This is a genomic window from Microbulbifer sp. SE14 (genome assembly GCF_059834885.1).
Genome location: NZ_JCBAJA010000001.1, coordinates 169,548 through 182,545, shown reverse-complemented (window position 1 = coordinate 182,545; position 12,998 = coordinate 169,548). Strand labels below are relative to the sequence as shown.

Annotated in this window: 15 protein-coding genes; 5 read left to right on the top strand and 10 right to left on the bottom strand. The window is 60.3% G+C overall.

Features of this window, described 5'->3' with window-relative positions; translation table 11 throughout:
- Window positions 1–27: 27 nt before the first annotated feature.
- The 3 genes from AC6R19_RS00815 to AC6R19_RS00805 are packed head-to-tail and all read right to left on the bottom strand — an operon-like array spanning window position 28 to window position 1,626.
- Window positions 28–375 carry an AzlD domain-containing protein gene (locus AC6R19_RS00815; protein ID WP_500577575.1) on the bottom strand — a complete coding sequence of 116 codons (348 nt, stop codon included), beginning with the start codon at window positions 373–375 and terminating at the stop codon, window positions 28–30.
- The gene (locus AC6R19_RS00810; protein ID WP_500577574.1) at window positions 368–1,099 is read right to left on the bottom strand and encodes an AzlC family ABC transporter permease; all 732 of its coding nucleotides are present in this window, start codon (window positions 1,097–1,099) and stop codon (window positions 368–370) included. The genes AC6R19_RS00815 and AC6R19_RS00810 overlap by 8 nt, the downstream gene beginning before the upstream one ends.
- Entirely contained in the window at window positions 1,096–1,626 is a 531-nt protein-coding gene (locus AC6R19_RS00805; protein WP_500577573.1) for a helix-turn-helix domain-containing protein, read from the bottom strand. The genes AC6R19_RS00810 and AC6R19_RS00805 overlap by 4 nt, the downstream gene beginning before the upstream one ends.
- Before the next feature lie 152 nt (window positions 1,627–1,778).
- On the opposite strand from AC6R19_RS00805, the gene AC6R19_RS00800 reads away from it, so the two are divergent.
- Both AC6R19_RS00800 and AC6R19_RS00795 read left to right on the top strand, forming a co-directional pair.
- Window positions 1,779–2,633, top strand: a complete 855-nt coding sequence (locus AC6R19_RS00800; protein WP_500577572.1) for a metallophosphoesterase — start codon at window positions 1,779–1,781, stop codon at window positions 2,631–2,633.
- A gap of 78 nt (window positions 2,634–2,711) precedes the next feature.
- Entirely contained in the window at window positions 2,712–3,581 is an 870-nt protein-coding gene (locus tag AC6R19_RS00795) for a MaoC/PaaZ C-terminal domain-containing protein (RefSeq protein ID WP_500577571.1), read from the top strand.
- A 50-nt stretch (window positions 3,582–3,631) separates the two neighbouring features.
- Here AC6R19_RS00795 and AC6R19_RS00790 read toward each other — a convergent pair whose 3' ends face one another.
- Window positions 3,632–4,654: an SGNH/GDSL hydrolase family protein gene (locus tag AC6R19_RS00790; protein WP_500577570.1), complete on the bottom strand. Its 1,023-nt coding sequence runs from the start codon at window positions 4,652–4,654 to the stop codon at window positions 3,632–3,634.
- Window positions 4,655–5,196: 542 nt separating this feature from the next.
- On the opposite strand from AC6R19_RS00790, the gene AC6R19_RS00785 reads away from it, so the two are divergent.
- From AC6R19_RS00785 to AC6R19_RS00775, 3 genes are read left to right on the top strand one after another with little or no spacing between them, the layout of a single operon-like run.
- Window positions 5,197–6,183, top strand: a complete 987-nt coding sequence (locus AC6R19_RS00785; protein ID WP_500577569.1) for a M23 family metallopeptidase — start codon at window positions 5,197–5,199, stop codon at window positions 6,181–6,183.
- Window positions 6,184–6,227: 44 nt separating this feature from the next.
- Window positions 6,228–6,896 carry a DNA-3-methyladenine glycosylase I gene (locus AC6R19_RS00780; RefSeq protein ID WP_500577568.1) on the top strand — a complete coding sequence of 223 codons (669 nt, stop codon included), beginning with the start codon at window positions 6,228–6,230 and terminating at the stop codon, window positions 6,894–6,896.
- A 51-nt stretch (window positions 6,897–6,947) separates the two neighbouring features.
- Entirely contained in the window at window positions 6,948–7,835 is an 888-nt protein-coding gene (locus AC6R19_RS00775) for a dienelactone hydrolase family protein (RefSeq protein WP_500577567.1), read from the top strand.
- Between the two features lie 131 nt (window positions 7,836–7,966).
- On the opposite strand, the gene AC6R19_RS00770 is transcribed toward AC6R19_RS00775, so the two are convergent.
- The 6 genes from AC6R19_RS00770 to AC6R19_RS00745 form a co-directional block, all read right to left on the bottom strand.
- Window positions 7,967–9,133, bottom strand: coding sequence for a DUF4785 domain-containing protein (locus AC6R19_RS00770; protein ID WP_500577566.1), 1,167 nt, complete (start codon window positions 9,131–9,133; stop codon window positions 7,967–7,969).
- A gap of 9 nt (window positions 9,134–9,142) precedes the next feature.
- Complete coding sequence (locus AC6R19_RS00765) at window positions 9,143–10,003, bottom strand: hypothetical protein (protein WP_500577565.1); 861 nt, start codon at window positions 10,001–10,003, stop codon at window positions 9,143–9,145.
- 415 nt (window positions 10,004–10,418) lie between these two features.
- A complete protein-coding gene (locus AC6R19_RS00760) occupies window positions 10,419–11,084 on the bottom strand; it encodes an alpha/beta hydrolase (RefSeq protein ID WP_500577564.1) in 666 nt (221 codons plus the stop codon).
- 68 nt (window positions 11,085–11,152) lie between these two features.
- On the bottom strand, window positions 11,153–11,482 hold the full coding sequence (locus tag AC6R19_RS00755; RefSeq protein WP_500577563.1) for a hypothetical protein: 330 nt from the start codon (window positions 11,480–11,482) through the stop codon (window positions 11,153–11,155).
- Between the two features lie 46 nt (window positions 11,483–11,528).
- Window positions 11,529–12,443: a polysaccharide deacetylase family protein gene (locus AC6R19_RS00750; RefSeq protein WP_500577562.1), complete on the bottom strand. Its 915-nt coding sequence runs from the start codon at window positions 12,441–12,443 to the stop codon at window positions 11,529–11,531.
- A gap of 78 nt (window positions 12,444–12,521) precedes the next feature.
- Window positions 12,522–12,995, bottom strand: a complete 474-nt coding sequence (locus AC6R19_RS00745; protein ID WP_500577561.1) for a tRNA-uridine aminocarboxypropyltransferase — start codon at window positions 12,993–12,995, stop codon at window positions 12,522–12,524.
- Window positions 12,996–12,998 lie beyond the last annotated feature (3 nt).

Below are 12,998 nucleotides of genomic sequence, written 5' to 3'. Positions count from 1 at the left end.
GTCGAAAAATACTTTTCCGGAAGCCTGTCAAGAAGCGATATTCGCCAGAAATTTCACGGCTCCATAGATGGCTACGCCAGCAAAGACCGGCCAGCCCAAAGACCGGGTTCGATACCAGACGAAAAGGGTCAGGAGCACGCCGCAGGCAGTGGCCAACCAGGAAGTCAGAGAGGCTGTTGCCGGTACCAGTGACACGCCGAACATTGCAGCGATCATCGACGGACCGAGAACGCTGAGCCAGGTGGGCATGGCCTCAACGGTATCTTTGCCATCTTGTCGGTCGAGGTGGCGCTGCATCCACAACAATGGCAGCGCACGCATAGCGAGAGTCCCTGCGGCCGTTGCCATCAAGGCTATCCAGAGTGCACTATCCATTCCGTCTTCCTCCAGCGCCGGTATTGGCGCTCATCGCGTAAAAAACCAGTGCCCCGCATATCGCAGCCAGGGGAATGGCGGCGTTTGTCAGCCCGTGCACTTTGAGTAGCAAGGCAACGACAATAGTGGTGCCCAGTGCCATGGACCATAGCCGGGAGCTGAAGCGCGGCGCCAGCAACACCAAAAACAGCGTCGGTAGTGCAAAAGGCATGACATCTCCAAGCAGCGGCCAGCGCTCCGTCAGCTCCGCACCCGCTACTGCGCCCAGGGCCGTGCCGCCAATCCAGCTGAACCAGGCCAGTAACATGGCGCCGGTGAACCAGCCCAGGCGTTCGGCCGTTGCAAGCTGGGGCAGGCGGGTGTGAGCCAGGGCAAAGATCTGGTCTGTCAGGCCGTGCATCAGCCACGGCCACCAGCGGCTTGCAGGTAACCAGGGGGCCAGGTTTGGCCCGTAAACCACGTGGCGGGCATTGATCAGAAGCGTCATCACAACCACCAGCCAGAGTGGCGCACCCGAAGCGACCATCGCGACAAACAGGAACTGCGAGGCTCCGGCGTAGACAAGTGTCGAAATGATGACCGCTCCCCACACACTGAAGCCGGCCTGTACCGCAATCAGCCCAAAGGAAATTGCGACTGGTATATAACCTCCCAACAGCGGAATGGCCTCGCGTGCACCCACAAGCCATGGGTAATTTCTGGAGAGCGCAATCTGCAAACTCACGGCGTCTCCCCTTCCTTCGCATAAACGATCGTAACGAGCAAAGTGGCCCAGGTATCACCGGCCCGGTATATGTGTGGCTGGTCGGCGGCAAAGGTATGGCTCTCTCCCGCTGAAAGCAGCTTTGTGTTCCCCGCTGTGCCGACTTCGAGTTGTCCGCTGATGATGGTGATGGATTCTGACGTGCCGGGAGAATGGGCCTCAGCTTCCCGCAGCGTCTGTGGCGCGCATGACATCCAGTAGGCATCGACTTGGGGGGCGTCCTTGCCCTGGTCAATCAGTCGTACCTGAACGCCGTCGTCGCCGACGGGCACGCTTATTGGTGCCACCAGGTTACCGAAAGGCACGTTCAACCTGGCGGCAAGCCGCCAGATGGTGTCCAGGGTTGGATTGCCATTACCCTGCTCAAGGCGCGACAGATTTGACTTTGCCATACCTGTGTCTGCGGCAAGTTGGGAGAGTGACAGGCCGCGAGCAAGTCGCAAACTCTGGAGATGGCGCCCCAGGGTGTCGAGAGAAGGTTTGTCCACAGAGGAATTCCCGGGTGTTCTATTTAGAGAACGTTCTATAAAAAGAACACCCGTTTGTCAATCATTGTTAGGGTGGCCAGGTGGGACTCGTTACCGAGCGGTACGCGGGGCTAGGCTTCTTACAGGGCGGGGTAGATTAGAGAGGTGCTCCGATGACCACGCTGGTCAAGGTACGTCGGAATCCGGAGGGCAGGGACTATGTGGTCGGCGACCTGCATGGCCACCTGTCGCAGTTGACGCGGCAACTCGAGGAAATCCACTTCGATCCAGAGGTTGACCGCCTCTTCTTTCTCGGTGACCTGGTAGACCGGGGCGCCGACAGCGAGGATGTGCTCGCCATGGTCGATCAGCGGACCTGCTTCAGCGTGCTCGGCAATCACGAGGCGATGATGATCGGCGGGTTGGAGGATAGGGGGGCGGAGCTGCTGCACCGGGCGAACGGCGGTGACTGGTTCTACCGCCTCCCCGCGGAGCGGCAGGCACAGATAGTCGAGAGGGTGCGTTCCTGGCCCTGGGCAATCGAGATAGATATTGGCGAAGGGCGTGCCGGCCTGGTTCACGCCAATGTACCCAGCAGCAGCTGGACAAAAGTGACCGACCAGTTGAATGCCATCGATGCGCAGTGGCAATCCGGCATTTCGCTCTTCGAGGATGCCATTGACCGCGTGGCGAAAAACCTGCTGTGGGACAGAACCCTGGTCCTGAGGCTCTACAGCGATATCCTGGCGTCGGAAGAGACGCGGCAGGAGCTCGCCGACCACATGCTGTCCGGCCAAGCAGGCGAGGAGTGGGTCGCCCGGGCCTCCCCGGAGCGGCTGCAGCCCTTCCAGGTTTCCGGCATCGACGCGGTGTATATGGGGCACACCTATGTGCCCACCGCCATCCGGGTGGGCAAATGCCACTTCCTGGACACCTACCGGGGAGAGCCGGGGGAAACGCTGAGTATCATCTGCGTCAACGTCCCTACCCAAGGTGGGGGCGAAGCGGCGGTAGCAGAGTACAAATAGCAACATCTTTCTGCGAGAATCCGCCAGTGGGATTTCACAGCGAGCGGCAACTCGCGTCCCTTTTTATCAAGGTAAAGCATGTCGAAAACCGTTGAACTGAAGTCCGTGCCCTCGATGCCATCCTTCTATCTGCGCGTGCTCACTGCCAGGAAGTCTGGCCAGTTGCCGGTCGCGGAGAGCGAGCTGGGCCGGGTACTGCTGAAAGGCAGACGCGTAGATGCCAAATCGCTGAATGCCTATCGGGAGGTATGCGGTTTCGCCGCCGGCGACAGCCTGCCGGTCACCTATCCGTTCGTGCTGGCCGCGCCCCTGCACATGGAGCTGCTGGTTTCCGACGCCTTTCCCTTCCGGGTGCTGGGGCTGTTGCATCTGCGCAACGACATCACCCGGCACCGCGCCATAGACAGAGAAGAAATACTCGATATCGACTGCGCCCTGACCGGCCCGCGCCCGGCCCCCAAAGGCCTGGAGTTCGATCTGCACACGCGGGTTTTCGCGGGGGAGGAACTGGTCTGGGAGTGCGTGACCACCATGCTGCGGCGCGGTGGGGGGCGCAGATCGATCAACAGGAACGAGAGCAAAAAGAAAGCGGGCGAATTTATCCCGGACTCGGTGGCCGAATGGCGTGTCCCCGCCGACACCGGCCGCCGCTACGCCCGCGTCTCCGGAGACAGCAACCCGATCCATCTTTCCACGCTGACTGCCAGGCTGTTCGGTTTCCGCCGCGCCATCGCCCACGGCATGTGGACCAAGGCACACTGCCTGGCGAAGCTGGACAGGCTGCTGCCCGAAGGGCCTTTCAGGGTCAGTGTGTCGTTCAAACTGCCGATACTGCTGCCGTCCGATGTGCAGTTCCAGCACCGCACTGTGGACGGCGGTATCGAATTCCTGGTCAAGGACGGTGCGGGCAAGAAACCGCACCTGGCGGGAACGGTCGAGTCGCTCTAAATCCCGCCGGGTAAAAATTGGCGCGATTGATCAAGTCATCTCGATCGCCGCTACCAACCCATTTTCTTCTGCACAAAATCCGCGAGTTTTTCCCCGTTGGCGATATGCTGGGCCACGCGGGGGTGCTGGCCGTAGCCGGTGTATTCGAAGAAGAGGGTATCCAGCTTGTCGTCGTCGAATTCCGTGCGCATGCGTTTTACGGCCGCGCGGATATAGTCGGGCCACTTGTCGTTGGCGGTGGCGTCCATGCTGCCCAGGGCGCAGACAATCTGTGCGTCCGGGTATTTCCTGCGAATGCTGCGCACAAAGTCCACATAGGCCTGCACGCGATCCACGTCGGAGGGCGCGGGCCGCAATCGCTTCTCCCGGTCAACCAGCCAGCTGTCGTTCTGGAACAGGTTGATCACCACCAGGTCCGGCGTCCAGCGGCTGAAATCCCAGCGGGAATCGTTGTCGCCCACCGCGCTCAGCTGGTCGTAATACCGGGGCATGGTGAAGGGGAACCAGCTTATCATGATGCCGATACCGCTCTTGCAGATGGTGTGCAGCTCGGCATCCAGCCGGCGCGCGGCCACCGAGCCGTAGGCCCAGTAGTTGTTCTTCTCCGAGGCGAGGTCATCGCGGCCGTTGTCCGCGCCCTCGTTGCCCATACCGCAGCTGATGGAGTCGCCGTAGATCTCCATACGGCGCTTCGGGCGCGCCGGCGGCGGCAGCAGCTCGGCGCCATCATCGAGAAGCAGGCCCTTGAAGGCGGTGGCTCCCTCCTCGCCCTCGGTACGCTTGTAGATTTCCAGTGTGTGCTCACCCGGCGCCAGGACGCGGGAGATCTCGTAGGTGTGTTCGCCCTTCTTGGCTTCCAGCACGAAGGGGTGCAGGGTGTTGCCGTCCAGGATCACGCTGTAGTAGTTGCGGCCCTCCTGGTCGTCCAGCACCAGGCCCAGGCTGGTGCCGGTGAAGTTGGCCTCGATGGTGCTGCCCGGCCAGGAGAGCAGGGGGGCCTTCTTGTCACTGAAGTCGATACGACCGGTGTAGAGCAGCTGCGGCGAATCCGCGGCTATCCTGGTTCCGGCCACAAGTGGCCCGGCAAGTAAGGTTAGCCACAGGCAAGTGATAAAGTAGACAGGCTTCTTCATTGGTTCTTCCAGCAGTTGCTTCAAGGTAGTGCCGGCATTGGGTCTCAAAGATTTGCCGCTGTTGTCAGTGATCTGCTCGCCGAGGCGGGCAGGGCTTGGGATCAAGCTATTAAAGCGCAAGAGGGCGGTAGGATGTAAGGTCCACGCCCGGCTTTGCGCTTGAAGAGCCTGTGATTTGTGGAATAAGTTTACTGGCGGGCTCGCCAGGATATGGGCCACAGAAATATCGCTGTGGGCTTTTCGGGGAGGGTATTATGTTTCGGCCAAGAGCAACATCACCATTTTGGGTACTGGTTACTGCGCTAAAAGTCGCGTTCGGTATTGCACTCGCCGGCGTATCTCTGCCCGGCGGGGCCGCGGCGCAACCCGCGGATTCCGGTGAGGGAATCGGGCCCGGTCGGCCACCGCTCGTCATGCATGTTCCGGAGCCGCCGGCACCGGTCGTCGTCGAGGGCTCTTCACAGCTGGTCTATGAACTTCACTTGACCAGTTCCGCCCCGCAGCCGCTGACACTGCAGCATTTGGAGGTCCTCGATGCGAAAGGCCGCACTCTTCTCGTCCGTATAGATGGTGACCTTCTCGAAAGCCGCCTGCACCGTGCGGATAGCTCGTCCGGCGGTGAGAAGCCGCTTGCTTTATCTCCCGGCGAGCGCGGCGTGATCTATCTCGAGGTGGCCCTGAATGGCGATATGACGCCCCTCGAACTGGAACATCGGCTGACTTTCCGCCTCCCGGGCCAGGTCGCACGGCAGTCATTGGGCGCCCGTATTCCGGTGCGGAGAGAATCCCCGCTGGTACTGGCGGCGCCGCTGCGCGGAGGGCCCTGGGTGGCTGTCCACAGCCCCGTCTGGGAGCGCGGACACCGGCGCGTTATCTACACAATCGATGACCGCGAGCGTATTCCCGGCCGGCACGCCATCGACTGGATGAAAGTCGATGCCAGCGGCCATGTTGCACGTGGGGACGGGGACCGGGTGGACAACTGGCTCGGCTACGGCGCCGAGGTACTGGCGGTGGCGGATGCAACCGTAGTGGCAGTGCGCGACGGCTTTCCGGAAAGCACCACCATATCCGGCCACCGGAATCCGCTGCCCGAAGAGGCCACCGGCAACTATATCGCCCTGGACCTCGGGCGCGGCCGCTACGCATTCTATGAACACCTGAAGCCCGCCTCCATACGCGTGAAACCCGGTGAGCGTGTCCACAGCGGCCAGGTGATCGCATTGCTCGGCTTCACCGGCCAGACCACTGGCCCACACCTGCATTTCCATGTCGCCGATACCAAATCCCCGCTGGGAGCCGAGGGAATGCCTTTCGTTTTTGAGGATTTCAGTGTTCTGGGAACCTATTCAGATATCGGCAAGCTGGGGAAGGCGCCCTGGGAGCCGATTGCCGATGCGAGCGGGGTCCGGTACGCGGAAGAGAAGCCAGCTTCAAATACTGTATTGATTTTCGACGCCAACGACTAGATTTAACTCGCGAAACGGGCCGGCAGCGGCATAAGGATCGGAAAATGCGCGACTTCACAGATATAGAAACCGCAGTCATTAAACGTTTTGGCGGCATGCAGGCACTGGAGGAGCGTCTGATCAAGCCGAAGTCCCCGGCCAGCATCCGCAAAATCCCGGACAACCGTTGGTTGTCCGAGGTTTCCAAGGCGGTCTTCCAGGCCGGCTTCAACTGGAAGGTGGTGGACAAAAAGTGGCCCGGCATCGAGGCGCTGTTCCATGGCTTCGACCTGTCCTACTGCCGCTACCTGTCGGATGAAGCGCTGGAGGAGCTCCTGAAACAGGACGGTATGATCAGCCACTGGAAAAAGACCAGGTCCATCCCGTTGAATGCGGATTTCTTCTGGCGGCTTTCCGAAGAGCACGGCGGGCTGGGAAAGTATTTTGCCGGCTGGAGCGGCGCCAACTACGCCGACAACCTCCGCGCGCTGCAGAAGGGCGGCGACAGGCTGGGTGGCAAGACGGCACAGGTATTCCTTCGCCGCATGGGCGTGGATACACTGGTATTTTCCAACGACATGGTGCAGGCGCTGATTCGCGAGGACGTGGTGCAGAAGACGCCCTCGTCGAAAAAAGACTGGGACGCATTGCAGGACGCCATCGGCATCTGGCAGGAGCAGAGCGGGCGCAGCCTGAACGAGATCAGCCAGATACTGGCGTATTCCGTGGGTTAGAAACGTCGGCGGCTGAATCGCGTAAATTTTCACTCCAAGGAGACGCGGATCATGTGTGATGAACTGACCAACAAAGACGCGGAAGCCTATTTCCGGAGCCGGGGTATGACGCGCCGCGATTTCGGCAAGGCGGGCCTGGGCGCGGCACTGGCAATGATGTTGCCGATAGCGGCGCGGGCGCAGGAGGTGGTGGAAGCGAATGTGACGGTGAAGACCCCGGACGGCGAGGCCGACTGCTATTTCGTGCACCCGGCCAAGGGGCGGCACCCAGGGGTTATCCTGTGGCCGGATATTTTCGGTATGCGCCCGGCCTTCCGCCGGATGGGCAAGCGGCTCGCCGAGTCCGGTTATTCGGTGCTGGTGGTCAATCCCTATTATCGCACCACCGAGGAACAACTGGTTCCCGACGACGCGGCTACGATCGACTCCGAGCTGCGCCAGCAGATCTGGCCCAGGGCGAAGGAGCTGGCCGGTACCCTGTCACCGACCACCTGCGTCACCGACGGCCGCGCCTTCGTCAAGTTCCTGGACCAGCAGCCCTCGGTGGATAGCGACAAAAAGATCGGCGTCATGGGCTACTGTATGACCGGCTCCTATGCGTTCCGCCTGGCTGCGGACATGCCGGAGCGTATCGGCGCCGGTGCCTCCTTCCACGGCGGCGGCCTGGTGACCGACAAGGAGGACAGCCCCCATCTACTGGTGCCGAAAATCAAGGCCGGCTTCCTGGTCGCGATTGCCGAGAACGACGACGAGCGCGATCCCGAGGCCAAGGTCGCACTGCGCAAGGCCTTTGACAGCGCCGGCGTGCCGGCCGAGATAGAGGTCTACGAAGGCACGCTGCACGGCTGGTGCCCGCCGGACTCCGCGGTCTATAACCAGGAACAGGCGGAACGGGCCTGGGGGCGGATGTTGGCACTGTTCGAGCGCAACCTCGCCTGACCTGATGGCAGAGGTGATTGGAGGGGGGCGGCGGATATGCCGCCGCGATCGAGATCGGGGTGAAGTCCAGGCATCGTGAGCTGCGGCATCGAGAAACCAGGCATTCACCCCGACCCGGTACTGTTGCCGGATTACTTCAATTCCCAGTCTCCGTGCAGGTATTCCAGGACCGACACGCGCCCCTGGTCGAGAAACTGGATATTCCTCACCCGATAGGGGCCCTCGAGGCCGGACGCTTCCAGTTTGGCCAGGTCCACCGACATCTTCATCTCACGCAGGCCGGAGTCCAGCCATTCCGCCTGGTAGGCCAGCAACACCGGCTTGTATTCATCGTCTCTATCCCTGCCGAAAACCAGTGCCCGGGCTTCGTAGCGCCCCGCCTCCTGTACATCGATCGACAGCTTCAGGCTTTGTGCGCCGCTGTCGACGAGGGAGACGGCTGCTGTTTCCGTAAACACATCCGCCGCCACTACGGCGACGCGCTCTATGGGCTCCCTGCCCGCATTGCGCAGGGTGGAGCGCACTTCGATGCGCCACAGCTCGCCCGGCACGGACGGGGCGTCCACACTGATGGGCCAGTTCACCTGATAGCCGTTTCCGGCCATCTGGCCGTCCACCGCGTAGCGCTCGCCATTCGGGGCTATCAGGGTGGTTGAGACGGATTCCAGCCGGGCAGCCGGGTTTCCGTGGGGCCTGGCTTCCAGGACCAGATGCCCCGAACGTGAAAAGCGCTTGCTGCGGGTCTGTACCTCCAGCGCGATATCGCTGTGTTTATCCAGCACGTAAACGATATATTCGGCATCGTCCTTCGCATTGCCATTGGCCTGCAGCGTGAGGCGGCCGCGACCCATATCCTCCGGCACCCGCATCACATGCGCGCGGCCGTACAATGCGGGAAAGTTCTCCCTGAGACCCTGGGACTTCCGGTACAGCGCGATGCTGTCGTCGTCGACGCGGCGGCGCTCGATGCCGTTGGACAGCGTCATGCCCCGCGGAACTTCCGCATTGACAATCCGCTTGCCGTTTTTGCTGCGGTCCAGCGGTGATATCTGGATGACCGCCTTTTTTGCGTCTACGACCAGCTCGGCACCGCGATTCAGTTCGGCCCCGGTGACTTTGCGAAAAAATACCCGGCTCTGTTCACGGCTGCCCGAGTCCGCCAGGCGCTGTTCAGCACCCGGTTCCACATACTGGGAAAACTGTATCTGCTCGCGGCTCTTGTTCAGTACCTCCTGGGCAAACGCGCTCGCGGTGAAGCCAAAGAAGACCGGCAGGAATTTTACGAGTATGGATTTCATGGTCTCACCTTAAATATCGTTTCTCAGGATGACGTCGAGATTGAAACACTTGCGCCGGCTCTGGTTGTGGCTCAATGGCTCGCCGCCGTTGGTCCTGGCATAGTCGTAGAACCAGAGCCTGCCGGCGGCGTTCTGCGACGAGCAGTTCAGGAAGCCGTCGGAGCAGCCGTCCAGCCACTCCTGGGTGATCTCCAGGCCGAGGTTCTCGCTGTAACCGCCGCAGTAGCTGTCCGAATCCCAGACCGCGGTTTCCACATCGGTGCCGACAATATTCCAGAAGCCGACCGGCAGCGACGGCCGCCCGGAAGTTCCCAGCAGCCAGTTGTCGTTGTAATACGCCATCCAGCTGGTCTGCTGCATACGCACCGCGTCGTTCTGGTAGCCGAGCAGCCATTCCACCGAGGATTCAAAGACATTGCCCGACATGACGGCGTCTGCCAGGGGGGTGCCTGCGCTGGACGCCGCGAGCACATTGACCCAGCGGATACTGTCGATGATGGCCGGGTAGCGGCTGTCCCAGGTGGGATTGGACAGTATCCAGCGCATCACATTGCCCCCATTGGAATGGGTGATGACGACCAGGTCGTCGATGTTCATGGCGGTGACAAAGTTGTAAAGCTGCGTCGCCAGGCATCCGGCGGCAGCGTCGTCCCACATGTATTTCTCAAAATTGTAGTTGATGACCACCAGGTTGCTGCTTGCGGGCAGCCCCTGGCGAATGGACTCCACCATGCCGGACGTCCAGTAGTCGTTGTAGGCATCTGACTGGTGACCGGTGCCGTGCACCAGGGCGACGCCGGTGGCGGCCAGTGCGGACAGGGGTGTGCTCAATAGCAGTATTACTAATAGGGTAAATGCTCTCGTTCTCATCGGTTGTTCACCTGTTTGTTACTTTTATTTTTCGAAATGAAAAAGGAATTAAGAAAGGTGAGGGAAGAATGGTCCCTTTTGTCGTGACCGGTCGCTGAGAGACAAATGGCTGTTATTCTAGGTAGAGCCGTCCAGGTTTCCGGTGAGAACTGTGTATCCTTCGCGTTCGTCGTTGATTCTATCGATCCTTCACAGGCGCAAAAGAGAGAATCCGGCAGTGGAATCTGAATGATCCGAAATTTGTGCGGCAGCTCAAAAAAATTTTCAATAAAAAATTGATTGAGGAAAAGTGATTACGCGAGATCGGTCGACTGCGTAGTCTTGACTGGTGCGTCCGAACCGATTTTTGGTGGGTCGAACTTGATTGGGGAAGTTGTTGGAGGTAGGGGAGCGGATCGATATGATCCGCTCATCATCATTTGAAAATCTTATTCTTGCGTTCCGTTGAAATCCAGGCGCGCACCGGCTCCAGCCAGCGTTCTTGGGGGCGGTAGAACTCGCCGTGGCCGAGGCCGGACTCCAGTTCAATCTCCTTGAACTCGTCCACCTTTGGCGCTGCTTCGGTAACAAAGGCACAGGAGCCCGCCAGGGAATCGTCTTTCTCATAGAGTGACAACAGGCGCCCGCGGAAGGGTGGCCAGCCCACAGCCCGGGGGCAGGCGGCGAGCAGGACATAGCGGATATCCTTATTGTCGATCAGGCCGGCCGCCGTAGCGACGATGCCGCCGCCGCGGGAGAAGCCGACGAGGCTGATATTTTCCGCAGGTATCCCTTTGTGAAGCAGGCCGGAAACAGCCTCCGCCAGTTTCTCGGCGTGGGCCTTTACGCTGATATTCTTCTCGCGGATATCGGCGATCAGGTAGTAATCGTCCGAGTCCAGTGCCTGCTTCAGCCCGCTGAAATCGTATTCACCGTATTTTTCCGAGACCGGATTCGACTTGGTGCCCTCCGCAATGGCGCCGTGGTAGAAGAATACGTAGGAGGCGCCCGGTGAGACGGGTATCTCATCTATCGATTTGACGGTTTTGGCGGATGCTGCTATCGACCAGGCTGAAAGCAGGAGTACGAGCAATTTTTTCAATGAACTCTCCTTGAACAAAGGGTGGGGTTCTCATTTGATTGAGCACCTGCCGACGAAAGACAGCCCGGCTAAACCGCCGCGAGAAAGCCGCCCAACAACAGCGTGGCGCCGATCAGGATCAATCCCTGGACTATGGCGATCAGTATGGCTTTCAGGAAGCCTGTGCCCAATACCAGCATATAGGCGACGGCCGCCAGGGGGATGGTGATCAGCATACCGTATTCCTCGGTCACGCCGGGAATCATGCCGCCAACAACGCGCTGGATGATGACCGCCAGCAGAAGCGCGAAGAGGCAGTAGAAGGCGCCGGTATTGCGCGCGCCCAGCATGGCGGCAGCCATTTTCAGTGGCAGTACCAGGACGGCCAGTACCACGATCAGGAGAATGATAAATTCCATTTTTGGGACTCCGTGCCGGTCAAACAGTGAGAGCGTGAATAAGGTACTAGCCTGCTTTCTGTCCCAGCACCTCGGCATTGAAGCGCTCGCGTAGGTAGTCTTCATCCAGGGTCTTGTGCCAGAGACCGGATTTCTGTCCCTTGTCGCGGGCGATTTCACCCACCCGGCCCGGGTTGTACTTCAGCACCCGTTGCGTCTGGTAGCCGGCGATATCGTCCGTATAGGCTTCTTCCGGTGGGATGATCTTCCAGCCCTTTGCCCTGAGTGCTTCGGCCAGGTCGCCCACGAACAGCGCCGTAATATCCATCTCGTGCAACAGGAGCACATGCTTTGGGGAGCGCCCGGTGTGGGTTACCGCCAGTTGGTCGAAGTGCCCTATGCCCTCGCTGACCACGTCGATATAGAAACCCTTCAGCTTCTCCAGGTCGACATCGATGCCCTTGCCGACGGCCTCCTGGAACAGGGTTTCGATATACCAGTCGTAGTTGTTGAGGGTGATATAGGCATTGATGTAGCCGTTTTCTTTCAGATAGGCCCGCATGCCATCCCGTTTGGCGGCGGTATCGCCCTCTCGCAGGTAGGGGAAGCGGAACCACTTCTTAAAGGTCGGGAAGCCGCTCAGCAGTTCGTCGGCTTTGCCGACGTTATCGGTATATTCCTGCAGGCTCAGCTGGTTGAAGTCGGGGTGGGAATGGGTGTGGTTGGCGATGATATGGCCCGCATCGCTGTAAGTCTGGAGCCGCTGTGTGCCCTCCTTGTCCAGTTTCTGGCTCACCGAGAAAAAGGCCACCTGGGGGATATTGTGCCTCTCCAGTTCCGCCAGAAGCGTTTTGGCCCGCGTGGGACCGCCAAAATAGCCGTCTGCTCGCCTGGGGGAATCATCGAAGGTGATCGCCAGTTCTTTCGCCTGGGCAATCGGGGTGGCGGCAAGTAGCAACATGAGCGCTATTTTGATTCGCATGGTCTGCTCGCTTTTTTATTGGTATTGCCGACATTGTACAGGGTGCAGTTTTCAGGTGAATAGCTGTCTGGACACTAGTCAGCTGCGGGCTTGTGGGCCCCGGTTGAACTGTATAAAGGCAGCCTCCAGCCGGTCGGCCGCAAGATCCTCGCCGTGTTGGCGCAGTATCTCGATCGCGCACTCGGCGGTACACAGGCCGCCGTCCGGCTGGTTGCGCCGCAGGCGGTAGCTGGAGGCACTATCCGCTGCCAGCGCCGCCCGCGGCGCCGCCTGCAGGTAGGGGCTGTGGTTGTAGATCTTCCGCGCTTCCTGCCAGGTGGCGTCGATCAGTATCAGCTGCGCGAAATCCTCCGGCCGGGCGGAGGTTGAATCCCCGCCGGGATATACCAGTGCCGCTTCCCCCCGCTCGATGGCTTCCAGCAGTGCCGGATCCGGGTTGCGGCGCTCCCAGACCACCCGTTCGACGATGTTCCCGCAATGCGCCAGGGCCAGCGCGCCGGTGTTGGTCTTGCGATCCAGCTCGCGCCGGTGGGTCAGCAGGGTGATTCTCATACC

Coding starts and splice junctions, on each gene's coding strand:
- AC6R19_RS00775 (WP_500577567.1), top strand. CDS start 6,948: ATGTGTGATGAACTGACCAACAAAGACGCGGAAGCCTATTTCCGGAGC.
- AC6R19_RS00755 (WP_500577563.1), bottom strand. CDS start 11,482: ATGGAATTTATCATTCTCCTGATCGTGGTACTGGCCGTCCTGGTACTG.
- AC6R19_RS00800 (WP_500577572.1), top strand. CDS start 1,779: ATGACCACGCTGGTCAAGGTACGTCGGAATCCGGAGGGCAGGGACTAT.
- AC6R19_RS00750 (WP_500577562.1), bottom strand. CDS start 12,443: ATGCGAATCAAAATAGCGCTCATGTTGCTACTTGCCGCCACCCCGATT.
- AC6R19_RS00745 (WP_500577561.1), bottom strand. CDS start 12,995: ATGAGAATCACCCTGCTGACCCACCGGCGCGAGCTGGATCGCAAGACC.
- AC6R19_RS00780 (WP_500577568.1), top strand. CDS start 6,228: ATGCGCGACTTCACAGATATAGAAACCGCAGTCATTAAACGTTTTGGC.
- AC6R19_RS00795 (WP_500577571.1), top strand. CDS start 2,712: ATGTCGAAAACCGTTGAACTGAAGTCCGTGCCCTCGATGCCATCCTTC.
- AC6R19_RS00770 (WP_500577566.1), bottom strand. CDS start 9,133: ATGAAATCCATACTCGTAAAATTCCTGCCGGTCTTCTTTGGCTTCACC.
- AC6R19_RS00815 (WP_500577575.1), bottom strand. CDS start 375: ATGGATAGTGCACTCTGGATAGCCTTGATGGCAACGGCCGCAGGGACT.
- AC6R19_RS00765 (WP_500577565.1), bottom strand. CDS start 10,003: ATGAGAACGAGAGCATTTACCCTATTAGTAATACTGCTATTGAGCACA.